General features: G+C 62.0%; 23 protein-coding genes. 15 read left to right on the forward strand and 8 right to left on the reverse strand.

Annotated features, from left to right (window positions below; genetic code table 11):
* Nucleotides 1–9: 9 nt before the first annotated feature.
* From Q9R34_RS18760 to katG, 8 genes are all read left to right on the forward strand, one after another.
* Entirely contained in the window at nucleotides 10–675 is a 666-nt protein-coding gene (locus Q9R34_RS18760; RefSeq protein ID WP_485895670.1) for an amino acid ABC transporter permease, read from the forward strand.
* Nucleotides 675–1331 (forward strand): amino acid ABC transporter permease, encoded by a 657-nt coding sequence (locus Q9R34_RS18765; protein ID WP_485895749.1) that lies wholly within the window; start codon nucleotides 675–677, stop codon nucleotides 1329–1331. The genes Q9R34_RS18760 and Q9R34_RS18765 overlap by 1 nt, the downstream gene beginning before the upstream one ends.
* Nucleotides 1312–2043, forward strand: a complete 732-nt coding sequence (locus Q9R34_RS18770) for an amino acid ABC transporter ATP-binding protein (RefSeq protein WP_434126898.1) — start codon at nucleotides 1312–1314, stop codon at nucleotides 2041–2043. The genes Q9R34_RS18765 and Q9R34_RS18770 overlap by 20 nt, the downstream gene beginning before the upstream one ends.
* Before the next feature lie 18 nt (nucleotides 2044–2061).
* The gene (locus Q9R34_RS18775; RefSeq protein ID WP_485895672.1) at nucleotides 2062–3294 is read left to right on the forward strand and encodes a pyridoxal-phosphate-dependent aminotransferase family protein; all 1233 of its coding nucleotides are present in this window, start codon (nucleotides 2062–2064) and stop codon (nucleotides 3292–3294) included.
* Complete coding sequence (gene hpxK / locus Q9R34_RS18780; protein WP_485895674.1) at nucleotides 3291–4550, forward strand: allantoate amidohydrolase; 1260 nt, start codon at nucleotides 3291–3293, stop codon at nucleotides 4548–4550. The genes Q9R34_RS18775 and hpxK overlap by 4 nt, the downstream gene beginning before the upstream one ends.
* A complete protein-coding gene (gene uraD / locus Q9R34_RS18785; RefSeq protein ID WP_485895675.1) occupies nucleotides 4547–5041 on the forward strand; it encodes a 2-oxo-4-hydroxy-4-carboxy-5-ureidoimidazoline decarboxylase in 495 nt (164 codons plus the stop codon). Before hpxK ends, uraD begins: the two co-directional genes overlap by 4 nt.
* Nucleotides 5038–5373, forward strand: coding sequence for a hydroxyisourate hydrolase (gene uraH, locus Q9R34_RS18790; protein WP_485895677.1), 336 nt, complete (start codon nucleotides 5038–5040; stop codon nucleotides 5371–5373). The genes uraD and uraH overlap by 4 nt, the downstream gene beginning before the upstream one ends.
* Nucleotides 5374–5479: 106 nt before the next feature.
* Complete coding sequence (gene katG, locus Q9R34_RS18795; protein WP_485895679.1) at nucleotides 5480–7738, forward strand: catalase/peroxidase HPI; 2259 nt, start codon at nucleotides 5480–5482, stop codon at nucleotides 7736–7738.
* An 83-nt stretch (nucleotides 7739–7821) separates the two neighbouring features.
* Here the strand turns inward: katG and Q9R34_RS18800 are convergent, their stop codons facing one another.
* Nucleotides 7822–8592, reverse strand: coding sequence for an amidohydrolase (locus Q9R34_RS18800; protein ID WP_485895681.1), 771 nt, complete (start codon nucleotides 8590–8592; stop codon nucleotides 7822–7824).
* On the reverse strand, nucleotides 8580–9740 hold the full coding sequence (locus Q9R34_RS18805; protein WP_485895683.1) for a pyridoxal phosphate-dependent aminotransferase: 1161 nt from the start codon (nucleotides 9738–9740) through the stop codon (nucleotides 8580–8582). The genes Q9R34_RS18800 and Q9R34_RS18805 overlap by 13 nt, the downstream gene beginning before the upstream one ends.
* 132 nt (nucleotides 9741–9872) lie before the next feature.
* On the opposite strand from Q9R34_RS18805, the gene Q9R34_RS18810 reads away from it, so the two are divergent.
* The 3 genes from Q9R34_RS18810 to Q9R34_RS18820 are packed head-to-tail and all read left to right on the forward strand — an operon-like array spanning nucleotide 9873 to nucleotide 11700.
* Nucleotides 9873–10487, forward strand: a complete 615-nt coding sequence (locus tag Q9R34_RS18810; RefSeq protein ID WP_485895685.1) for a methylthioribulose 1-phosphate dehydratase — start codon at nucleotides 9873–9875, stop codon at nucleotides 10485–10487.
* Nucleotides 10484–11161 (forward strand): acireductone synthase, encoded by a 678-nt coding sequence (gene mtnC, locus Q9R34_RS18815; protein ID WP_485895687.1) that lies wholly within the window; start codon nucleotides 10484–10486, stop codon nucleotides 11159–11161. The genes Q9R34_RS18810 and mtnC overlap by 4 nt, the downstream gene beginning before the upstream one ends.
* Complete coding sequence (locus tag Q9R34_RS18820) at nucleotides 11158–11700, forward strand: 1,2-dihydroxy-3-keto-5-methylthiopentene dioxygenase (RefSeq protein ID WP_048781551.1); 543 nt, start codon at nucleotides 11158–11160, stop codon at nucleotides 11698–11700. Before mtnC ends, Q9R34_RS18820 begins: the two co-directional genes overlap by 4 nt.
* 32 nt (nucleotides 11701–11732) lie before the next feature.
* On the opposite strand, the gene mtnA is transcribed toward Q9R34_RS18820, so the two are convergent.
* On the reverse strand, nucleotides 11733–12752 hold the full coding sequence (gene mtnA / locus Q9R34_RS18825) for an S-methyl-5-thioribose-1-phosphate isomerase (RefSeq protein ID WP_485895690.1): 1020 nt from the start codon (nucleotides 12750–12752) through the stop codon (nucleotides 11733–11735).
* A 131-nt stretch (nucleotides 12753–12883) separates the two neighbouring features.
* On the opposite strand from mtnA, the gene mtnK reads away from it, so the two are divergent.
* The gene (gene mtnK, locus Q9R34_RS18830) at nucleotides 12884–14083 is read left to right on the forward strand and encodes an S-methyl-5-thioribose kinase (RefSeq protein WP_434126887.1); all 1200 of its coding nucleotides are present in this window, start codon (nucleotides 12884–12886) and stop codon (nucleotides 14081–14083) included.
* 184 nt (nucleotides 14084–14267) lie between these two features.
* Here the strand turns inward: mtnK and fadE are convergent, their stop codons facing one another.
* Nucleotides 14268–16715 carry an acyl-CoA dehydrogenase FadE gene (fadE, locus tag Q9R34_RS18835; RefSeq protein WP_485895692.1) on the reverse strand — a complete coding sequence of 816 codons (2448 nt, stop codon included), beginning with the start codon at nucleotides 16713–16715 and terminating at the stop codon, nucleotides 14268–14270.
* A 224-nt stretch (nucleotides 16716–16939) separates the two neighbouring features.
* Here fadE and lpcA point away from each other — a divergent pair, with 224 nt between their 5' ends.
* Both lpcA and Q9R34_RS18845 read left to right on the forward strand, forming a co-directional pair.
* Nucleotides 16940–17518 carry a D-sedoheptulose 7-phosphate isomerase gene (gene lpcA / locus Q9R34_RS18840; protein WP_434126885.1) on the forward strand — a complete coding sequence of 193 codons (579 nt, stop codon included), beginning with the start codon at nucleotides 16940–16942 and terminating at the stop codon, nucleotides 17516–17518.
* A 54-nt stretch (nucleotides 17519–17572) separates the two neighbouring features.
* Nucleotides 17573–18340 carry a class II glutamine amidotransferase gene (locus Q9R34_RS18845; protein ID WP_434126884.1) on the forward strand — a complete coding sequence of 256 codons (768 nt, stop codon included), beginning with the start codon at nucleotides 17573–17575 and terminating at the stop codon, nucleotides 18338–18340.
* Here the strand turns inward: Q9R34_RS18845 and dpaA are convergent.
* Nucleotides 18311–19057, reverse strand: coding sequence for a peptidoglycan meso-diaminopimelic acid protein amidase (dpaA, locus tag Q9R34_RS18850; RefSeq protein ID WP_434126883.1), 747 nt, complete (start codon nucleotides 19055–19057; stop codon nucleotides 18311–18313). The two genes, Q9R34_RS18845 and dpaA, sit on opposite strands and share 30 nt — an antisense overlap.
* Before the next feature lie 288 nt (nucleotides 19058–19345).
* On the opposite strand from dpaA, the gene dinB reads away from it, so the two are divergent.
* On the forward strand, nucleotides 19346–20398 hold the full coding sequence (gene dinB, locus Q9R34_RS18855; protein ID WP_434126882.1) for a DNA polymerase IV: 1053 nt from the start codon (nucleotides 19346–19348) through the stop codon (nucleotides 20396–20398).
* A 184-nt stretch (nucleotides 20399–20582) separates the two neighbouring features.
* Here dinB and Q9R34_RS18860 read toward each other — a convergent pair whose 3' ends face one another.
* From Q9R34_RS18860 to Q9R34_RS18870, 3 genes are all read right to left on the reverse strand, one after another.
* Entirely contained in the window at nucleotides 20583–21623 is a 1041-nt protein-coding gene (locus Q9R34_RS18860; RefSeq protein ID WP_485895695.1) for an NADP(H)-dependent aldo-keto reductase, read from the reverse strand.
* A 140-nt stretch (nucleotides 21624–21763) separates the two neighbouring features.
* Nucleotides 21764–21982 (reverse strand): YgdI/YgdR family lipoprotein, encoded by a 219-nt coding sequence (locus Q9R34_RS18865; protein ID WP_434126880.1) that lies wholly within the window; start codon nucleotides 21980–21982, stop codon nucleotides 21764–21766.
* Nucleotides 21983–22143: 161 nt separating this feature from the next.
* Nucleotides 22144–22854 carry a TerC family protein gene (locus tag Q9R34_RS18870; RefSeq protein WP_434126879.1) on the reverse strand — a complete coding sequence of 237 codons (711 nt, stop codon included), beginning with the start codon at nucleotides 22852–22854 and terminating at the stop codon, nucleotides 22144–22146.
* Nucleotides 22855–22901: the final 47 nt, after the last annotated feature.

The following is a 22901-nucleotide window of genomic DNA, read 5'->3' on the forward strand; positions in this document are numbered from 1 at the left end:
GGGCGCGCTATGCTCGGGCAACTTAATTTCCCTGCGCTCCTGCCCTACTGGCCGGAGCTGCTCGCCGGGCTGTGGGTCACCATTCAGCTGACGGTGATGGCCACCGTCGGCGGCGTCGGGCTGGGGATCCTCGGCGCGGCGCTGCGCAGCGGCAAAGCGAGCTGGGCCAGCCGTCTCTGGGGCCTCTACGTTGAGATCATCCGCAACACGCCGTTTGTGGTGCAGCTCTTTTTTATCGTGTTCGGCCTGCCCAATCTGGGGCTGAAGCTGACGGCGGGCGAGGCGGCGCTGCTGGCGATGCTGATCAACCTTGGCGCCTACAGCACCGAAATTATCCGCGCCGGCATTCAGGTGACGCCGAAAGGGCAGTGGGAAGCGGGGCGCGTGCTGGGCCTGACGCGCACGCAAACCTTTCTGCGCGTGGTGCTGCCGCCGTCGCTGCAGCGTATCTATCCGGCGCTGGTCAGCCAGTGCATTATCGTGATGCTCGGCTCATCGGTGGTGTCGCAGGTCTCTTATGAAGAGCTGACCTTCGCCGCCAACCTGATCCAGTCACGCACCTTTTTAAGCTTCGAGGTCTACCTGGTAACCACGCTGATCTATCTGCTGCTGTCGATCGCCATGCGCCAGGTGCTGCTGGCGCTGGGGCGTAAATGGTTAGGAGTGCAGGCATGATGACGACCTTTACCGACTGGGACATTCTGCGCAACCTGCTGCTGGCGGCGCGCTGGACCCTGCTGCTGTCGCTGACCGCCTTTGTCGGCGGCACGCTGGTGACGCTGCCGCTGCTCTTTTTGCGCCTGCTGCAGCGCAAGTGGCTGATGCGGCTGATCCGTTGCTACACCGAGCTGTTCCAGGGCACGCCGCTGCTGATGCAGCTTTTCCTCGCCTTCTTCGGCGTCGGGCTGTTCGGCATCGACGTCGCGCCCTGGACGGCGGCCTCGCTCGCGCTCACCTTCTATACCAGCGCCTTTCTGCTCGATATCTGGTTCGGCAGCATTCGCGCGCTGCCGAAAGGGCAGTGGGAGGCGTCACGCTGTCTCGGCCTCGGCTTCGGCCAGACGCTGTGCCGGGTGATCGCGCCGCAGGCGATCCGCATCGCCATCGCGCCGACGGTCGGCTTCGCCGTGCAGGTGATTAAGGGCACCGCGCTCGCCTCAATTATCGGCTTTATCGAACTCACCAAAGCCGGGACCATTTTGAACAACGTGACTTATCAGCCTTTTAAGGTGTTTGGCCTGGTCGCGCTGGGCTACTTCCTGATGTGTTATCCGCTGTCGCGCTACAGCCAGTATCTGGAGAAAAAATTCCATGCCGCTCATCACCATTAATCAGGTGCAGAAATACTACGGCGACAACCACGTGCTGAAAGGCGTCGATCTCGATATTGAGATGGGCGAAGTGATCTCCATTATCGGCCGCAGCGGCTCAGGCAAAAGCACGCTGCTGCGCTGTATGAACGGCCTGGAAGGCTATCAGGAAGGGAGCATCAAGCTGGGCGGCATGACCATTACCGACCGCGATGCTCAGGCGCGCGACATCAGCCGCTCGGTCGGCATGGTGTTTCAGAACTTCAACCTCTTTCCGCATATGACCGCGCTGGAAAACGTCATGCTGGCGCCGCGCCGCGTGCTGAAAAAGAGTGAGGCAGAGTGCCGCGCGCTGGCCACCCGGATGCTGGAGAAAGTCGGTCTTGGCGAGCGCCTCAACTACTCGCCGGCCAACCTCTCCGGCGGGCAGCAGCAGCGCGTCGCCATCGCCCGCGCGCTGGCGATGAACCCGAAGGTACTGCTGTGCGATGAGATCACCTCGGCGCTCGATCCCGAGCTGGTGGGCGAGGTGCTGAAAGTGCTGGAGCAGCTCGCCGCCGAAGGCATGACGCTGATCCTGGTCACCCATGAAATGAACTTCGCCCGCGACGTCGGCGATCGCGTGGTCTTTATGCATCAGGGGCGCGTCTGGGAGCAGGGCAGCAGCAAAACCCTGTTCGCCGCGCCGCAGACGCCGGAGCTGAAGCAGTTCATCTCCTCGGTGCGACTCTAATTTAGTAAGGAAATCAACATGGAAAACCACTATCCGCAAATCAATCCGCCGCAGCGCCTGCTGATGGGCCCCGGCCCGATCAACGCCGATCCGCGCGTGCTGCGCGCCATGTCGACCCAGCTGATCGGCCAGTACGATCCGGCGATGACCCACTATATGAATGAGGTGATGGAGCTCTATCGCGGCGTCTTACGCACTGAAAACCGCTGGACGCTGCTGATCGACGGCACTTCGCGCGCCGGGATCGAGGCGATCCTGCTGTCGGCGATCCGCCCTGGCGACCGGGTGCTGGTACCGGTATTCGGCCGCTTCGGCCATCTGCTGTGCGAGATCGCTCGCCGCTGTCGTGCCGAGGTGCACACTATCGAAGTGCCGTGGGGCGAGGTGTTTACCCCGGATCGGATCGAGGACGCCATTAAGCGCGTGAAGCCGCGCCTGCTGCTGACGGTGCAGGGCGACACCTCGACCACCATGCTGCAGCCGCTGGCGGAGCTGGGTGCCATCTGCAAAAAGTACGGCGTGCTCTTCTATACCGACGCCACCGCGTCGCTCGGCGGCAACGCGCTGGAAACCGACGCGTGGGGGCTGGATGCGGTCTCGGCCGGGATGCAGAAATGCCTCGGCGGCCCCTCCGGCACCTCGCCGATCACCTTAAGCCCGCAGATGGAAGAGGCGATCCGCCGCCGCAAATGCGTCGAAGAGGGGATCCGCACCGCCGCGCATCAGGACGGCGATGAAGAGATGATCTACTCGAACTACTTCGATCTCGGCATGATCATGGATTACTGGGGGCCGGAGCGCCTTAACCACCATACCGAAGCGACCACCGCGCTGTTCGGCGCGCGCGAGTGCGCGCGGCTGATCCTGCAGGAAGGGCTGGACGAGGGCATCGCGCGTCACAAGCTGCACGGCGACGCGCTGCTGAAAGGCATTCAGGGCATGGGGCTGGAAACCTTCGGCGATCTGAAGCACAAGATGAACAACGTGCTCGGCGTGGTGATTCCGCAGGGCGTTAACGGCGACCAGGTGCGTCAGCTGATGCTGGAGGATTTTGGCATCGAAATCGGTACCTCGTTCGGCCCACTGCACGGCAAGGTATGGCGCATCGGCACCATGGGCTTCAACGCGCGCAAAGATTGCGTGATGACCACGCTGGCGGCGCTGGAGGCGGTGCTGACGCACGTCGGCTTCCGCGCGACCCAGGGCGCGGCGATGCAGGCGGCGTGGGACCACTACGGGAGTTGCGCATGATGATGAACGCCGCTGAGGCGCAGCTGGCCGCCGAACGCGTTATGGCGCGCTGCGACGCGCTGGCGGCAATTAGCGAATCGCCCGATCAGCTGACGCGCGTCTACCTCTCGCCAGAGCATCTGCGCGCCAACGCGCAGGTCGGCGAGTGGATGGCGCAGGCGGGCATGCGCGTCTGGCAGGATGAAGTTGGCAATATCTGCGGCCGCTACGAAGGGGCGAGCGACGGCGCGCCCGCGCTGCTGCTCGGCTCCCATCTCGATACGGTGCGCAACGCTGGCCGCTACGACGGCATGCTCGGCGTGCTGACCGCAATTGAGACCGTGCAGTGGCTGCATCAGCAGCGGCAGCGCCTGCCGCTGGCGATTGAGATCGTCGGCTTCGGCGACGAAGAAGGCACGCGCTTCGGCATTACGCTGCTCGGCAGCCGGGGCATCACGGGAAGCTGGCCGGATAGCTGGTCCACCCATCCAGACGGCAACGGTATAACCGTCGCCCAGGCAATGGCGGACGTGGGGCTGGACGCCGAGGCGATTCCGCGCGCCGCTCGCGATCTGCAGGATATTGTCGCCTATGTCGAACTGCATATTGAACAGGGCCCCTGCCTGGAGCAGGAGGGACTGGCGCTGGGCGTGGTCACCGCCATCAACGGCGCTCGCCGCCTTCGCTGCCGCTTTACCGGCGAGGCGGGCCACGCGGGCACGGTGCCGATGGTCCACCGCAAAGATGCGCTGGCGGCGGCTGCGGAGTGGATGGTGTTTATCGAGGCGACCACGCGCGAGCAGGATCCGCAGCTGGTAGCGACGGTTGGCACCCTGAGCTGCGCGCCCGGCGCGGTCAATGTCATTCCCGGCGAGGTCACGCTGTCGCTCGACGTGCGCGGCCCGCAGGATCTGCCGCTGGAGCGGCTGCTGTCGAGCCTGCTGACGCAGGCCGAAGCGATCGCGCTGCGACGTGGGCTACGCTTTGAGGCGGAGGAGTATTACCGCATCAGCGCCACCGCCTGCGACAGCGCGCTGCAGCAGGCGCTGAGCAGCGCCGTCGAGACGGTGCAGGGCCGCACGCTGTCGCTGCCGAGCGGCGCGGGCCATGACGCTATCGCCATCGCCGAGCGCTGGCCGGTCGGTATGCTGTTTGTGCGTAACGAACGCGGCATCAGCCACCATCCGGCGGAAGCGGTCATGAGCGAGGACGTGGCGCTGGCGGTGCGCGCTTACCTGCAGGCGGTGTGCCAGCTGGCGCAGCGAGGCGCGCCATGAATCTTGCCACCTTCAACGCGCTGCCGACGTCGGCGGCGCAGGCGGCCATCGCGCACTGCGTGGCGATCCCGCGCTGGCGGCAGGCGCTGGCGGCCGCGCGGCCATTCTCCTCTGTCGCAGCCTTGCTGGCAGAGGCGGAGCGGCTGGCGCAGACGTGGAACCGCGACGATCTTGAGCAGGCGCTGGCCGCCCATCCGCGCATCGGTGAACGCGCCGGCGGCGTGGACAAAGAGGCGGCGCTGTCGCGGCAGGAGCAGGCCGTGATGAGCGATGCCGATGCAGCGCTAAAGCGGGCGATGCAGGCGGGTAATCAGGCCTATGAAGCGCGCTTTGGCCGCCTCTTTTTAATCCGCGCCAAAGGGCGCAGCGGCGAAGAGATGCTGGCGCAGCTTCAGCGCCGCCTGACGAATGACGAACCCACCGAAGCGCGCGAAGCGCTGGAGCAACTGCGGGAGATCACCCTGTTGCGTCTGAAGGAGAGCCTGACATGAGCACCATCACCACCCATATTCTCGACACGGCGCTGGGCAAACCAGCGGTCGGCGTCGCTATCTCCCTGGAGCAGAATAGCCGCGAGGGCTGGTTGCCGGTTGCCGACGGCGAGACGGACAGCGATGGACGCATCGGTGACTTAACGCCGGAGCCGCTGACGCCGGGCCACTATCGGCTGACCGCTGAGATTGGCGACTATTTCGCGGCGGACGGGCGCGATGCGCTCTACGTCTCCGCGCAGATCGACTTCGTTATCCCCGAGGCGGGCAGCCATTTCCACCTGCCTTTTTTAATTTCGCCCTGGTCGTGGTCTACCTATCGTGGAAGCTGATTTTGAAAGCCTGCGGCTATCGAAACCGTCGGCTTAGCCAAATGGTGTTTACGCAAGCGTAACGCTATCGTAACCGAGTAACCAAAAGCCAACGGAGCCGATGATAATGAGCATGTCCGAAGATAATAATAACGCCGCAGGTAAATGCCCTTTTCCTCATGGCGCATCGCAAGAGAAAAACCAGAATGAGAGCGGCGCCGACGCCGGTAAATGCCCGTTTAACCATGGCGCCTCTGAAGAGAAGAGCGTGCTGGCGCGCGGCGCCGGCAGCGGCACCACCAACCGCGACTGGTGGCCCAATATGCTGCGCGTCGACCTGCTGAACCAGCACTCCAGCCGTTCCAACCCTCTTAGCGACGACTTCAACTACCGCGACGAATTCAGCAAGCTCGACTATTCGGCGCTGAAAGCGGATATCCGCGCGCTGCTCACCGATTCGCAATCCTGGTGGCCAGCCGACTGGGGCAGCTATATCGGCCTGTTTATCCGTATGGCGTGGCACAGCGCGGGCACCTATCGCACCATCGACGGTCGCGGTGGCTCCGGGCGTGGGCAGCAGCGTTTCGCGCCGCTCAACTCCTGGCCGGACAACGTCAGCCTGGACAAAGCGCGTCGCCTGCTGTGGCCGGTGAAACAGAAATATGGACAGAAAATTTCCTGGGCCGACCTCTATATCCTGGCGGGCAACGTTTCGCTGGAGAACGCGGGCTTCCGTACTTTCGGCTTCGGCGCCGGACGCGAAGACGTGTGGGAGCCGGATATGGATGTGGACTGGGGCCACGAAACCGAATGGCTGGCGCACCGCCATCCGGAAAGCCTCGCCAATGCGCCGCTCGGCGCGACGGAAATGGGCCTGATCTACGTTAACCCGGAAGGCCCGGAAGCGAGCGGCAACCCGGCCTCGGCCGCGCCAGCCATTCGCGCCACCTTCGGCAATATGGGCATGAACGACGAAGAGATCGTGGCATTGATCGCCGGCGGCCATACGCTGGGCAAAACCCACGGCGCGGGCGCCGCCAGCCACCTCGACGTTGACCCGGAAGCCTCGCCAATTGAAGCCCAGGGCTTCGGCTGGCGCAGCAGCTACGGCAGCGGCGCGGGCGCAGACGCCATCACCTCCGGTCTGGAAGTAGTCTGGACGCAGACCCCAACCCAGTGGAGCAACTACTTCTTCGAGAACCTGTTCAAATATGAGTGGGTGCAGACGAAGAGCCCGGCGGGCGCCATCCAGTTTGAAGCCAGCAACGCCGACGCAATTATTCCCGATCCCTTCGATCCGGAGAAAAAGCGCAAGCCGACCATGCTGGTCACCGACCTGACGCTGCGCTTCGATCCCGAGTTTGAAAAGATCTCCCGTCGCTTCCTCAACGATCCGCAGGCGTTCAACGAAGCCTTCGCCCGCGCCTGGTTCAAGCTGACCCACCGCGATATGGGGCCGAAAGCGCGCTACCTGGGGCCGGAAGTGCCGAAGGAAGATCTGCTGTGGCAGGATCCGCTGCCGGCGGCGATCCATCAGCCGGACGCCAGCGACATCAGCGAGCTGAAAGCGAAGATCGCGGCCTCCGGGCTGAGCGTGAGCCAGCTGGTTTCCGCGGCCTGGGCATCCGCCTCGACCTTCCGCGGCGGCGACAAGCGCGGCGGGGCGAACGGCGCACGTCTGGCGCTGGCGCCGCAAAACCAGTGGGCGGTTAACGCCAGCGTGATCCGCGACGTGCTGCCGGTATTGCAGCAGATTCAGCAGGCGTCGGGCAAAGCGTCGCTGGCGGACGTCATCGTGCTGGCGGGCAACGTCGGCATCGAAATGGCCGCGGCGGCGGCGGGCGTGGCGGTGCAGGTGCCCTTTACGCCGGGCCGCGTCGATGCGCGTCAGGATCAGACCGATGTCGAATCCTTCGATCTTCTGCAGCCGCTGGCCGACGGTTTCCGTAACTATCGTCGCGTGCAGGGCGGGTCGTCGACCGAGACGCTGCTGCTGGATAAAGCGCAGCAGCTCACGCTGAGCGCGCCGGAGCTGACGGTGCTGCTGGGCGGCCTGCGCGTGCTGGGCACCAACTTCGACGGCAGCGATCGTGGTCTCTTTACCGATCGCCCTGGCGTGCTGAGCACCGACTTTTTCGTTAATCTGCTGGATATGCGCACCGCATGGCGCGCTACCGATGAGAGCGAGGAGCTGTTCGAAGGGCGCGACCGTCAGAGTGGGGAAGTGAAATATCATGCGACCCGCGCCGATCTGGTCTTTGGCTCAAACGCCATCCTGCGCGCGCTGGCGGAAGTCTACGCCAGCAGCGATGCGCACCAGAAATTCGTGACCGACTTCGTGGCGGCCTGGACTAAGGTAATGAACCTGGACCGCTTCGATATCTGATCGCGCGACGCGTAAAAACGAGAAAGCCGCAGCGTAACCGCTGCGGCTTTTTTTTGGCTCGCGTTGATGCGACCGCAGGCGCGCTACGACAGCGTAAAGCTATCGGCGTCGCGCCAGGCCGGAAAGCGCTCGCGATAGGCGATCAGCGCCTCCCGCGACAGCGTGGCGTCAAGCCGCGCCTGGGCAAACGGCTCCGCTTCGCTGAGGATCTCGCCCTGCGGCGAAATAATCCGGCTGTCGCCGCTGTAGTGATGCTGGTTGCCGTCGCTGCCGACGCGGTTGCAGCCTGCGACGTAGGCCTGATTCTCGATGGCGCGCGCCAGCAGCAGCGCCTGCCAGTGCAGGGCGCGCGGCGCCGGCCAGTTTGCCACATAGAGCGCCAGGTCGTAGTCGTCGCGGTTGCGGGAGAAGACCGGAAAGCGCAGGTCGTAACAGATCTGCGGCAGAATGCGCCAGCCGCGCCATTCCAGCACCGCGCGCGTCTCGCCCGGCAGATAGTGGCTATGCTCGTCCGCCATGCGGAACAGATGACGCTTGTCGTACTGGTGCAGCGTGCCGTCTGGCTCCACCAGCAGAAAGCGATTTACCGCGCCTTTTTCCGTCTGAATCGCCGCGCTGCCCCCCACCAGCGCGTCGCTCGCCGCGGCGTGTTTGCGCAGCCAGTCGACCACCTGCGCCTGCGGCAGCGAACGCTGCGCCGCCTCCATCGCGAAGCCGGTGGTGAACATCTCGGGCAGCAGAATCAGATCGCGGCCCGTCACCCCCTCAAGCACGGCGTCGAAATGGCGCAGGTTTGCTTCGCCATCCATCCAGTGCAGGGTTTCCTGCAAAACGGTAATGTTTAAATCTGACATAAGCGCTCCGCGGCGGCGTCTAGCGTCGCTTCCTGTTTGGCGAAGCAGAGGCGGATCAGCCTGTGCGGGAACGGGTCGGCGCAGAACACCGACAGCGGAATCGCCGCCACGCCCACCTCTTTGGTGAGCCACTGGCAGAAGCTGACGTCGTCGAGATCGGAGATGGCACTGTAGTCCGCCAGCAGAAAATAGGTGCCTTCGCACGGCAGCACCCTAAAGCGGCTCTTCTCCAGCGCCTGCGCCAGACGGTCGCGGCGCGCGCGGTAAAACGCGGACAGCTCGCGGTAGTGGGCGGGTTCGTGGCGCAGCATATCGGCGATCGCCAGCTGGGCGGGCGTATTCACCGCGAAGGTCAGATACTGATGCACCTTGCGGATCTCCGCGCTGATGGCGGCGGGCGCGACGCTGTAGCCGACCTTCCAGCCGGTCATATGAAAGGTCTTGCCGAAAGAGGAGACGGCGATGGCGCGCTCGCGCAGCTGCGGATGCGCCAGCACGCTGGCGTGGCCCGCCTCGTCAAAGCAGATATGCTCGTACACTTCGTCGCTCAACACGTAAATTTCCCGCTCGGCGATCGCCTGCCAGAGCGCCGCGAAATCCGCTTTACGCCAGACGGTGGCGGAAGGGTTGTGCGGCGTATTGAGGATCACCAGACGGGTTTTGTCGGAGAGCAGCGCGGCGAACGCCGTCCAGTCGACGCGAAAGCCCGGCGGCTGCAGCGCGATGCGTTTTAGCACGCCGCCCGACAGTTCGACGGCGGGCGCATAGCTGTCGTAGCTTGGGTCGAAGCAGATCACCTCGTCCCCCGGACGCACCAGCGCGGTGATCGCCGCATAGAGCGCTTCGGTCGCGCCGGCGGTCACGGTGATATCGCTGTTGACGTCGGGGCGGTAGCCATACAGCTCAGCGGTTTTCTTGGCGATCGCCTCGCGCAGCGGCAGCGCGCCGGTCATCGGCGCATACTGGTTGGCGCCCTCGCTGACGTGATGCGCCAGGCGCGCCTGCAGATAGCGCGGGCCGTCAAAGTCGGGGAAGCCCTGCGAAAGGTTGATGGCGTTATGCTGCTGCGCCAGCGCGCTCATCTGGGTAAAGATGGTGGTGCCGAGAGCAGGAAGTTTACTCTCCGGCGTCAGGTTGGGCTGCGTCATGGTTAATGGCCTTAAGCGCGAATGTTATTGCGGAGTAACCCTGTGTTGAAGCCACTATAAACAGGATGTTAGTATTTGGCAATCGAGACGCTTAGACGTCTAAAACCTACCTTACAGGATGCCTGATACGCTATGTCTGAACTCTCTCCACTCGACCAGCTGGTGGCGGCCTGCCACTGGATTGGCGCCAAAGGCTGGGCGCCCGCCACCGGCGGCAATATGTCAGTACGCGAAGATGCCCGCTTCTGCCTGCTCAGCGAGTCGGGCAAGGATAAAGGCAGCCTGACGCGCGACGACTTTATTCAGGTAGAGATCGCCACCAGCCGCGCGCCGTCCGGGCGCAGGCCGTCGGCGGAAACCGGATTGCATACCCTGATCTACCGGCTGTTCCCCGAGGCGGGCGCAGTGCTGCATACCCATACGGTGAACGCGACGGTGCTGTCGCGCGTTGAGAAGGGCGCTGCGCTGCGGCTGGAAGGCTATGAGATGCAGAAATCGCTGGCGGGGCAGCGCACCCATCTTGCCAGCGTGGCGATCCCGCTGTTTGATAACGATCAGGATATCGACGCGCTGGCGGGGCGCATTGAGGCGTACGCCCGCAACGCTCCGCTGCGCTATGGCTTTCTGCTGCGCGGCCACGGCTTAACCTGCTGGGGCCAGGACGTGAATGAAGCGCGTCGTCATCTGGAAGGTCTGGAGTTTTTATTTGAATGTGAACGCCAACGTCGCCTGCTGGAGGCCCCATGATACGCGCCATTGTTACTGATATAGAAGGCACCACCAGCGATATTCGCTTCGTGCATGATGTGCTCTTTCCTTACGCGCGTGAACATCTCGCCGCCTTTATCCGTGCGCAGCATGCGCAACCTGACGTCAGCGCCGCGCTCGACGCGGTGCGCGCCGAAGCGGGCCAGCCGGAAGCTGACCTTGAGGCGCTCACCGCTATCCTGCTGGGCTTTATGGATGAGGATCGCAAATCCACCGGGCTAAAAGCGCTGCAGGGGATGATCTGGCGCGACGGCTATGTGAACGGCAGTTTTACCGGCCATCTCTATCCCGATGTGGTGCCGACGCTGCGCGCCTGGCGGGAGCAGGGCCTTGCGCTCTACGTCTATTCTTCCGGCTCGGTTGCGGCGCAAAAACTGTTATTTGGCTACAGTGATGAAGGCGATATTACCGATCTGTTTAGCGGCTATTTCGACACGCGCGTTGGCGCCAAGCGAGAGGTCGCCTCCTACCGCACTATCGCTGAACAAACCGGCCTGCCCGCTGAGCAGCTGCTGTTCCTCTCCGACATTCGTCAGGAGCTGGATGCGGCAGCGGAAGCCGGATGGAATACCGTGCAGTTAATTCGCGGCCCCGCAGACAGCGAAAGCCGCCATCATCAGGTGAACACCTTTTCGGGAGTCGTTTTAGCATGAGCGCATTGACCATTTTTACCGATACCGAAGCCACGCTGCCGGTGTGGCACAGTACCGATGCGGAGATGATCCGCGAACGGCTGAATGCAAAGAATGTGCGCTTCGAGCGCTGGGCGGCGGATCGCGATTTAGGCGATAACCCCCAACCCGCCGACGTCATTGAAGCCTATCAGCACGCTATCGATCGGCTGGTGGCGGAGAAAGGCTATCAGAGCTGGGATGTGATCAGCATGCGCGCCGACAACCCGCAAAAAGAGACGCTGCGTCAGAAGTTTCTCTCTGAGCACACCCACGGCGAAGATGAGGTGCGCTTCTTCGTCGAGGGCGCGGGCCTTTTTTGCCTGCATCTCGATGGGCAGGTCTACCAGATCCTGTGTGAAAAGAACGATTTGATCTCAGTACCGGCGGGCACGCCGCACTGGTTCGATATGGGCTCCTCGCCCAACTTCACCGCTATCCGCATTTTCGATAATCAGGAAGGCTGGGTGGCGCACTTTACCGGCGACGCCATCGCCGACGCCTATCCGCGCCTGCCTTAATCAGGCCAGCCGGGCGCGCTCAGCGCGCCCGGTCAGGGCTGAAAAATCCCCGTCGCAACCGCCTCCGGCGTCACCACGCCGGTGTCCAGCACCCAGCCGCTAATCAGCGCCGCAGGCGTCACGTCGAACGCCGGGTTAAAGACGTTTGCCGCTTCCGGCGCCCACTGCACGCTGCCGAAGCTGCCCGCCGCGCCGGTCACTTCGCTGGCGGCGCGCTGCTCGATAGGAATGTCGCGGCCGCTGACGCACTGGCGATCCAGCGTGGTATGCGGTGCGGCAACGTAGAAGGGGATTTGATGGTACTGCGCCAGCACCGCCAGGCTGTAGGTGCCGATTTTGTTCGCCACGTCGCCGTTGGCCGCGATGCGGTCCGCGCCGACCCAGACGGCGTCGACCTGGCCGCTCGCCATCAGGCTGGCCGCCATTGAATCGGTGATCAGCTGAAAAGGGATCGCCAGCTCGCCCAGCTCCCAGGCGGTAAGGCGCCCACCCTGCAGCAGCGGGCGCGTTTCACCCACCCAGACGTTCGCTACCTTGCCCTGCTGATGCGCGCGGGCAATCACCCCCAGCGCCGTGCCGACGCCCGCCGTTGCCAGCCCGCCGGTGTTACAGTGCGTCAGCAGGCGGCTGTTTGGCTTCACCAGCGCGCTGCCCGCCTCGGCGATGTTGTCGCATAGCTGGCGATCCTCCTCGACCAGGCGCAGCGCTTCCTGGCTCAGTGCGGCGGCAAAATCTGGCTGCGCCAGCGCCAGCTTCATGCGATCGAGATTATTCATCAGGTTGACTGCCGTAGGACGCGCGGCGCGCAGCACCTCCAGCGCCTGCGCCAGCGCGTCGCGGCTTACGCCCGCCTCAGCCAGCAGCGCCAGCAGCAGCGAGGCGGAGAGGCCGATCAGCGGCGCGCCGCGCACGCGCAGGGCGTGAATATGGTCGACCAGCTGCGCCACGTCGTGCGCTGGCAGCCAGTTTTTTTGCTGCGGCAGCGCCTGCTGATCGAGGATCCAGAGCTGACTGTCACGAACCTGTAAGCTGGTGGTGCGGAGTGTTTGCATTGTCTGTGAAATCCCTGTTGCGTTGTTGTCGCGTATTGTGCCAACATGCGGAACGGATGTATAGACGTCTGAACGGCTTATTATGCTGCCCTGGCGGGATTTCGTTTCAGTTTGGTATAAGAGGAAAGGCAATGTCGCAATACCGTACCTTCACCGCGGCGGATGCCGTTGAGTATGCCCGGCAGTTTGGCGGCGTAAACGATCCCGCTTCGCTGGTCGAGGCGGAAGAGATTGGCGATGGCAACCTTAACCTGGTCTTCAAAATTTTCGACCGTCAGGGCAACAGCCGGGTTATCGTTAAACAGGCGCTGCCTTACGTGCGCTGCGTCGGCGAATCCTGGCCGCTGACGCTGGACCGCGCGCGGCTGGAAGCGCAAACCCTGATCGAGCACTATAAACATTGCCCCCAGCACACCGTGAGGGTGACGCACTATGACGAGACGCTGGCGGTGATGGTGATGGAGGATCTCTCCAGCCACCGCATCTGGCGCAGCGAGCTGGTGAAGGGCGCTTTCTACCCGCAGGCGGCGGCGCAGCTGGGCGAATATCTGGCGCAGACGCTGTTTCACACCTCCGATTTCGTGCTGCATCCTCATCAGAAAAAAGCCGCAGTGGCGCGCTTTATCAATCCAGAGATGTGCGAGATTACCGAAGATCTCTTCTTCAACGATCCCTACACCGATCACGAGCGCAACAGCTACCCGCTGGCGCTGGAGCCGCTGGTCGCCAGCCTGCGCGACGATGAGGCGCTACGCATCGCCGTTGCCGGCTTGAAGCATCGCTTTTTCGCCCATGCCGAAGCGCTGCTGCACGGCGATATTCACAGCGGCTCGATTTTCGTTGCCGACAACAGCCTGAAGGCGATCGACGCGGAGTTCGGCTATTTTGGCCCGATCGGCTTTGACGTCGGCACGGCGCTGGGCAATCTGCTGATCAATTACTGCGGTCTGCCGGGGCTGCTGGCCCCGCGCGAGGCGGCGGAAGGGCGCGAGCTGCGTCTTAACGACGTGCGCGAGGTGTGGAACAGTTTCGCCGCGCGCTTTCTGGCGCTGGCGCAGGAGAAAACAGCGGACGTGGCGCTGGCTTATCCGGGCTACGCGCAGGCGTTTCTGCGCAAGGTGTGGGCCGATACCATTGGCTACTGCGGCACCGAGCTGATTCGCCGCACCGTCGGCATGTCCCACGTGGCGGATATGAAGCTGATTAAGGATGAGGCGATGCGCACCGAGTGTATTCGCAGCTGCATTACGCTGGGGCGGACGCTGATTCTGGCGGCGGATCACATCGAGGACGCCGAGGCGCTGATCGCGCGTATTCGGCAGGCGGGGTAAGGGCGGCAGGCCGCACGTTAGTTTAGGCGCGGGTGGCAAGGCTCGAAGAGCAAAGCGTCCCACGCCAGGGATGGCGTGGGCCGAGCGAGCAGGGATGCCTTGAGCGACTTTGCGATCGAGCGTTGCCACCCGCGCATGCTCCATGCCTCATGCTCTTTCCACGCCAGCCTTACTGTTATTACTGTTACGCCGCCTCGCTCTCCCGCGCCGCCTTCATCGTCGGCTGCTTCACCGGCACCGCCAGCGCATCCGCTTCAAACTCATCGACGTTAATGGCGCGCAGACGGCTCGCTTCGGCGCGCGTCAGCACCTCGGCCTCGGCGGCGTCAATCCAGCCCGCTTTTAATGCCCGCTGCGCCAGCGCGTCCAGCCGGGTAAACGAGAAGTGCTCTTTCTGCTGCTTGCACAGACGATCGTGGATCACTTCCGCCGCCATCACCTCCTGCAACGCCTGCTCAAGCTGACCGGCTGGGTTATGCTCGCTCGGCGTCAGATACTGGCCGCGTCCCAGCCTTGTGCGCGTGGCGGAAGGCAGCTGCAGCAGCTTCGCCAGCTTATGATCGAGACGATCGCTCGGCGCCGGGCAGTGCTTGCCGCCAGCGAAAATCATCATGCGCAGCGCGCCAGCCACCAGTGGGTTGGGGAAGTTGCGCAGCAGATCCTCTATCGCCTGCTCAGCCTGATGCAGCGCATCCTGCACGCCCCAGTGCAGCAGCGGCAGATCGGCCTCGTGACGTCCCTCGTCGTCATAGCGTTTCAGCGTGGCAGAGGCGAGGTAGAGCTGGCTCAGTACATCGCCCAGTCGCGCCGAAATACGCTCGCGTCGCTTCAGGCTGCCGCCGAGCACCGCCATCGACACGTCCGCCAGCAGCGCCAGGTTAGCGCTGAGACGGTTAAGGTGTTGGTAGTAGCGGCGCGTGGCGTCGCGCGTCGGCGTGGCGCTGCCGCGTCCGGCCGTCAGGCCGAGCCACAGGCTGCGCACGGCGTTGCTGCCGACATAGCCGATATGGCTGAACAGCGCGGCGTCGAAGGCATTCAGATCCTGACTGGCCGCCGCCGCCATCTCTTTCAGCACGTACGGATGGCAGCGGATAGCGCCCTGACCGAAAATAATCATGCTGCGCGTCAGGATATTGGCGCCTTCAACCGTAATGGCGATAGGCGCGCCCTGATAGGCGCGGGCGAGGAAGTTATTGTTGCCGAGCATAATGCCTTTGCCGCCCGCAATATCCATGGCGTCCATGATGGCGCGCTGGCCGCGGTGGGTGCAGTGGTACTTCACAATCGCCGACAGCACGGCCGGTTTTTCGCCCTGCATAATGCCGGTAGTGATCAGCGTCGCTGCGGCGTCCATCACGTAGGCGTTACCAGCAATACGCGCCAGCGGCTCTTCAATGCCTTCCATCTTGCCGATAGAGACCCTGAACTGGCGACGAATATGCGCATAGGCGCCGGTGGCGAGCGCCACGCTTTTCAGACTGCCGGTGGAGTTCGAGGGCAGGGTAATGCCGCGTCCTACCGACAGGCACTCAACCAGCATCCGCCAGCCCTGACCGGCCATCTGCGGCCCGCCGATAATAAAATCGATCGGCACGAAAATAGCGTTGCCGCGCGTCGGGCCGTTCTGGAACGGCACGTTGAGCGGGAAGTGGCGCTTGCCGATCTCAACGCCCGGCGTGCTGGTAGGGATGAGCGCACAGGTAATGCCCAGCGATTCGGTATCGCCCAGCAGATGGTCAGGGTCGGAGAGCTTGAAGGCCAGCCCCAGCACGGTCGCCACCGGTGCCAGCGTAATGTAGCGCTTATTCCAGGTCAGGCGCATACCGAGCACCTGCTTGCCCTGCCACTCGCCCATGCAGACCACGCCGGTATCGGGGATGGCGCCGGCGTCGGAGCCCGCTTCCGGGCTGGTCAGCGCGAAGCAGGGGATCTCCTCGCCGCGCGCCAGACGCGGCAGATAGTGATCTTTCTGCTCGTCGGTGCCGTAATGCTGCAGCAGTTCGCCTGGGCCAAGCGAGTTAGGCACGCCGACGGTAATCGCCAGAATGCCGGAAACGCCCGCCAGCTTTTGCAGCACGCGCGCCTGCGCATAGGCGGAGAACTCGAGGCCGCCATACTCTTTCTTGATGATCATGGCGAAGAAACGCTGCTCTTTCAGATAGGCCCAGAGTTCCGGCGGCAGATCCGCCATCTCATGGGTGATGGCGAAGTCGTTCGCCATGCGGCACGCCTCTTCCACCGGGCCGTCGAGAAACGCCTGCTCGGCCGGCGTCAGGCGCGGCTGCGGATAGTTGTGCAGCTTCTGCCAGTCCGGCTTGCCCTGGAACAGGTCGCCTTCCCACCAGGTGGTCCCGGCGTCGATCGCCTCTTTTTCCGTGCGCGACATCGGCGGCATCACCTTCTGAAAGCGCTGCAGTATCGGCTTTGAAAACAGCGAACGGCGCATTGAGGGGAGGTTAAGCGGCAGCAGAAGGATCGCCAGCGGCAGCAGCAGCCAGGGCGTCCAGATGTGCGCCGCCGCCCAAGCGGCGGTCCACAAGAGTAAAATCGCGCTGCTCGCCGCCAGAGAAATGCGGTGATAAAACAGGGCGCTGATTAACACCAGCGTCGCGAGGATCGACACAACCATCATAATCACGGCTCCGTAAGTAGTAAGAGGTCTGACCTGTTATCTGTAGAGGTGTATGCCACCTGCGCCCAATTAGCAATTTGTTTACATCGCAATTACAACCTTACTCACAAAATCGACAAATCCGCTGCGGAGCGAAGGCGGGCTTTCGCGCGGTGCGCGCTTTGCGCCAACCCGCCATTCCGTTAAACTTGCAGAGTCACTCTTTTACTAACAAGGACATCCCTATGTACCAGGACATCATTCGCTCCGAGCTGAATGAAGCAGCGGACACGCTTAATACCTTCCTTAGCGACGAGGCGAATATTCACGCCATTCAGCGCGCGGCGGTGCTGCTGGCCGACAGCTTTAAGGCGGGCGGGAAAGTGCTCTCCTGCGGCAACGGCGGCTCGCACTGCGACGCGATGCACTTCGCCGAAGAGCTGACTGGACGCTACCGCGAGAACCGTCCGGGCTACCCGGCGATCGCCATCTCCGACGTCAGCCATCTCTCCTGCGTCAGCAACGATTTCGGCTACGACTACGTTTTCTCCCGCTATATCGAAGCGGTGGGCCGTCCGGGCGACGTGCTGCTGGGGCTGTCGACCTCTGGCAACTCCGCCAATATCATCAAGGCGATCGAGGCGGCGCGCGCGCAGGGCATGAAGGTCATTACCCTGACCGGCAAAGATGGCGGCAAAATGGCGGGCTCGGCGGACATCGACATTCGCGTGCCGCACTTTGGCTACGCCGACCGCATCCAGGAGATCCATATCAAAGTGATCCATATCCTGATGCTGCTGATCGAAAAAGAGATGGTGAAGTAAGGGTGCCGGCCGCCATCTTGCTGGCTGGCGGCTTTTCTGACTAAGGCGGTAGCTATGTGCGAATTGCTCGGGATGAGCGCTAACGTTCCAACCGATATCTGTTTCAGTTTTACCGGCCTGGTGCAGCGCGGGGGGGGAACCGGGCCGCATAAAGATGGCTGGGGCATCACCTTTTATGAAGACCGGGGCTGCCGCACCTTTAAAGATCCGCTGCCGAGCTATAACTCGCCTGTTGCGCGGCTGGTGCAGGAGTACCCCATTAAATCGCAATCGGTAGTGGCGCATATTCGCCAGGCGAACCGCGGGCCGGTCTCGCTGGAGAATACCCACCCCTTTACCCGCGAGCTGTGGGGGCGTAACTGGACCTACGCGCATAATGGCCAGCTCAAAGGCTATCGCCAGCTGGAAACCGGCCATTTCCGCCCGGTGGGCGAAACCGACAGCGAGAAGGCGTTCTGCTGGCTGCTGCACAAGCTGGCGACGCGCTATCCGCGCACGCCCGCCAACTGGCCAGCGGTGTTTCGCTATGTGGCGGAGCTGGCGGGAGAGCTGCGGCAGAAAGGGGTGTTCAATATGCTGCTGTCGGACGGGCGCTATCTGATGGCGTTCTGCTCGACCAACCTCTACTGGATCACGCGCCGCGCGCCCTTCGGCAAAGCGCAACTGCTCGATCAGGATGTCGAGATTGATTTCCAGCAGCACACCACCGCCAACGACGTGGTGACGGTGATTGCGACGCAGCCGCTGACGGCAAATGAAACCTGGCACCGCATCGTGCCAGGCGAGTGGGCGCTATTCTACCTTGGAGAGCGCCAGGAATGATTTAGAGGCGGCTTCGGGATTGACGATCGCCGGGCTGCCGCTGTTCATCACGTAGCTGCCGCTGGCGACGCTGACCGTCGGCGGCTGATGGTATTTCGCAAAGTAAGCGTAGCCGGGCTGCAGCTCGCGCCAGAAGCTGGCGTAGGTGGAGTAGCGATGGCGCTGCATGTTGGTGTCGGTCATGCGGAACGGGAAGATGCTGATGTGCACCTCTGACTGGCCGTTACGCAGCGCCGCGTTCACATAGGTGAAAATCTCGTCCATATAGGCGTCGGTCATCGCATAGCAGCCGATTGATTTACAGTCGCCGTGGATCATTAGATAGTTGCCGGTGTAGGCATGCTCGCGATCGTACTGGTTAGGAAACCCGACGTTGATGGCGCGATAAAAACGGCTGTCGGGCTTAAGCTGGTTGAGCCTGACGCTGTAAAAGCCTTCCGGACTTTTAAAATCCCCTTCGCGGCGCTTCGGGCCGAGGCCACCGGAAAAGTTACAGATGCGGTAGGTATCGAGCAGGCGAAATTCATTGCCGATTTTGCCATAGAGCTCCAGCGTGCGTTCTTCCTTGAAAATCTGCAGATAGACCGGGGTACCGAGTAACTGTTTCTTTAATTCTTTACTTACCGGCGTCGACACTGGCTGCGTCGGCTCGGGAGTCATTGCCATGCTGAGGGCTGGCATCAAAATCATCGCAAACAGAAGTGCGATTTTGCCCATGCTGTGTGTACCTTGAGTGAAGAGAACGATGACGCGAGACGCGTCTCAGACTTGCATTATCGGAAAACTCCGCTACCGCAGCGCAACATTAGCATTGTCTGTTTTTTTATCAAGACGCCGCCAGGTAAATTCGCGTTTTCCTCAAGGTATGACGGCCATAAATTTGTAAACTTTAGTGGCGACGGAGGGTAAATCCGTTTTTCAGGCGCGCCTGACGCGGCGGCGCTTTTGCATCTGTACATCTATACAGTATCATAAGGCGTGACGGAAAACGAATGGCGGGCAAGCGTGAAAATCATACATGTCGATATGGACTGCTTCTATGCAGCGGTAGAGATGCGCGACAATCCGGCGCTGCGCGATATTCCCATCGCCATTGGCGGCAGCCGCGAACGACGCGGCGTAATCAGCACCGCCAACTATCCGGCGCGTAAGTTCGGCGTACGCAGCGCGATGCCCACCGCCATGGCGCTGAAGCTCTGTCCCCATCTGAAGCTGCTGCCGGGGCGCTTCGACGCCTATAAAGAGGCGTCGCAGCAGATCCGCGACATCTTTCTGCGCTATACCCCCTTGATTGAACCGCTGTCGCTGGACGAAGCCTATCTCGACGTCACCGACAGTCCGCACTGTCACGGCTCTGCTACGCTGATCGCCCGCGAGATCCGCAATACTATTCAGCGCGAGACGGGGCTGACCGCCTCGGCCGGCATCGCGCCGATTAAGTTTCTCGCAAAAATCGCCTCCGATCTTAACAAGCCCGACGGGCAGTACGTGATTACGCCGCAGGAGATGCCCGATTTTCTACTGTCGCTGCCGCTGGCGAAGATCCCTGGCGTCGGCAAGGTGGCGACGAAAAAGCTCGAGGAGATGGGGTTGCATACCTGCGCCGACGTGCAGAAAGCGGATGTGGCGCAGCTGCTCAAGCGCTTCGGCAAGTTTGGCCGCGTGCTGTGGGAGCGCAGCCACGGCATCGACGAGCGCGGCGTGGTGGTGGAGCGCGAACGCAAGTCCGTCGGCGTCGAGCGCACGCTGGCGGAAGATATTCACAGCTGGGAAGCCTGCCTGGAGATTATCGATTTTCTCTATGCGGAGCTGGAGCGCCGCCTGACGCAGGTTCGGCCCGACAGGCAAATCGCGCGGCAGGGCGTGAAGCTCAAGTTCAACGATTTCCAGCTGACGACGCAGGAGCATATCTGGCCGGAGCTGAACAAAGAGGATTTGATCGCGGTGGCGCGCAAAACCTGGGATGAGCGCCGCGCCGGACGCGGCGTGCGGCTGGTGGGGCTGCACGTTACGCTGCTCGATCCGCAGCTTGAGCGGCAGCTGCTGCTGGGGTTGTAGTCAGACAGGGCACCTGAACTGAGCCTTACAGACCGCAAAGTGTTGGAAAAGCAGGTCGCCAGGCCCGAAGAGCAAAGCGTCCCGCAACAGGGATGTTGCGGGCCGAGCGAGCATGGATGCGTAAAGCGACTTTGCGATCGGGCCTGGCGACCTGCGCAGGCGCCAGGCTAACAGACGACGGCTCTTATGGCGCCGGATAGGTGTAACGGCGGTGAATCGCCTCGATCCCTTCCAGAACTTCAGCGTCCAGCGTCAGGTTGAAGCTGTCGATATTGATCTTCAGCTGCTCCAGCGTCGTTGCGCCCAGCAGGGTGCTGGCGACGAACGGCTGCTGACGTACATAGGCGAGCGCCATCTGCGACGGATCCAGCTGATGCTTCTGCGCCAGTGCCACATATTCCGCAATCGCCCGCTGCGACTGCTCGCCGCTGTAGCGCGTAAAGCGGCTGAACAGCGTATTGCGCGCGCCGGCCGGTTTCGCGCCGTTCAGATACTTGCCGCTCAGGGTGCCGAAGGCGAGGCTGGAGTAAGCCAGCAGCTCCACCCCTTCATGCTGGCTGATTTCCGCCAGGCCCACTTCAAAGCTGCGGTTCAGCAGGCTGTAGGGATTCTGAATGGTCACGATGCGCGGCAGCTCATGCTTCTCCGCCAGCTGCAGATAGCGCATCACGCCCCAGGCCGTTTCGTTCGATACGCCGATATAGCGAATTTTGCCGGCGCGCACCTGCTCGGTCAGCGCTTCCAGCGTCTCCAGCAGCGTGACGGGCGTCGCGGTCTCGCTGTACTGATAGCCCAGCTTGCCGAAATAGTTGGTCTGGCGCTGCGGCCAGTGCAGCTGATAAAGATCGAGGTAGTCGGTATTCAGGCGCTTCAGGCTGGCGTCCAGCGCGTCGCGGATATTTTTGCGATCCAGCGCCTGGTTCGGACGAATCGAGGCATCTGCGCCGCGTGACGGACCTGCAACCTTGCTGGCGAGGATCACCTTATCGCGGCTGCCGCGCGCCTTCAGCCAGCTGCCAATATACTGTTCGGTCAAACCCTGGGTTTCCGGGCGCGGCGGCACCGGATACATTTCAGCGGTATCGATAAAGTTGATGCCGCTGGCAAGGGCGAAATCGAGCTGCTGGTGGGCGTCGGCTTCGCTATTCTGTTCACCAAACGTCATGGTTCCCAACCCCAGTTGACTCACTTCCAGCGTGCTATGGGGGATGCGGTGATAATGCATAGCCGTCTTCCTTATTGTTATGGAATGTAATGGTGTGTCATTTGGGACTATAGCGCGTGAGTTAGCAGGGAAGGAAGTGGGGAAAATCGGGGAAATCACCTGTCCGGGCAAATTGCGGGACAGGTGAGCTGAAATGGCACTTAACGCTCAATAATGGTCGACACTTCGTCGCCATTTATCTGCACTTCATGGCCTGACTGATCGGTATATTTCACCAGACCGGTCTCTTTATCGATGGTCGGCTTGCCTTCCGTCATGATCATCTGGCCGTTTTTGGTTGCCATAACATAATCTGAACTGCATCCGCTCAGTGTCACGGCGGCAAAAAACAACACTGCTACGCCTGCCAACTCTTTCATCACATGTATTCCTCTCACTCCCGTCAGCCAGTGGGCCGCGTCGCCCTGTCAGAGGCTACGCAGCATCGACAGCAAAAAGTGTAGTAATAAATGGTTTTGGCGCGTTGCGTTATCGCATGAATCTGAAAATAAAAGGGCGGCCTGTGGCCGCCCTTGACATTTTATGCCGCGCTTTTCCTGGTGCGCATCAGGTTCAGACACTCGACCGCCATAGAGAAGAACATGGCAAAGTAGATGTAACCTTTTGGAACATGCACGGCGAAGCTCTCCAGAATCAGGGTAAAACCTACCAGAATCAGAAAAGAGAGGGCGAGCATTTTGATCGAAGGATGGCGATCGACAAACTCGCCGATGGCGCGCGCGGCGAACATCATCATCAGTACGGCGATCACCACGGCAGCCATCATAATAAAGAGATGATCGGAAAGGCCGACGGCGGTAATCACCGAGTCCAGGCTAAAGATGATATCCAGCAGCATAATCTGCACGATAGCGCCGAAGAAAGAGTGCACGTTGGTCTTGTGCTCCTCTTCACCGCCTTCGATGGTTTCATGGATCTCCATGCTCGATTTCCACAGCAGGAACAGGCCGCCGCCGAGCAGGATCAGATCGCGCCAGGAGAAAGCGTGATCAAAAAGGGTAAACAGCGGGTGGGTCAGACGCGCAACCCAGGCGATCGAGGCCAGCAGGGCGAGACGCATCAGCATAGCGCCCATCAGGCCGAGACGACGCGCGCTGGCCTGCTGATGTTTAGGCAGTTTCGCCACCACCAGCGACAGGAAAATAATATTATCTATACCCAGAACCACTTCGAGGATGGTCAGCGTGCCCAGCGCCAGCCAGGCGTTGGGATCGGTTATCCACTCAAACATGCGTACACTCAATCTTAAACGAAAAGTAAACGGCGATTATACGCATC

Origin of the sequence: Enterobacter sp. BRE11, assembly GCF_031844285.1 — a bacterium.
Taxonomy (GTDB): Bacteria; Pseudomonadota; Gammaproteobacteria; order Enterobacterales; family Enterobacteriaceae; genus Pantoea.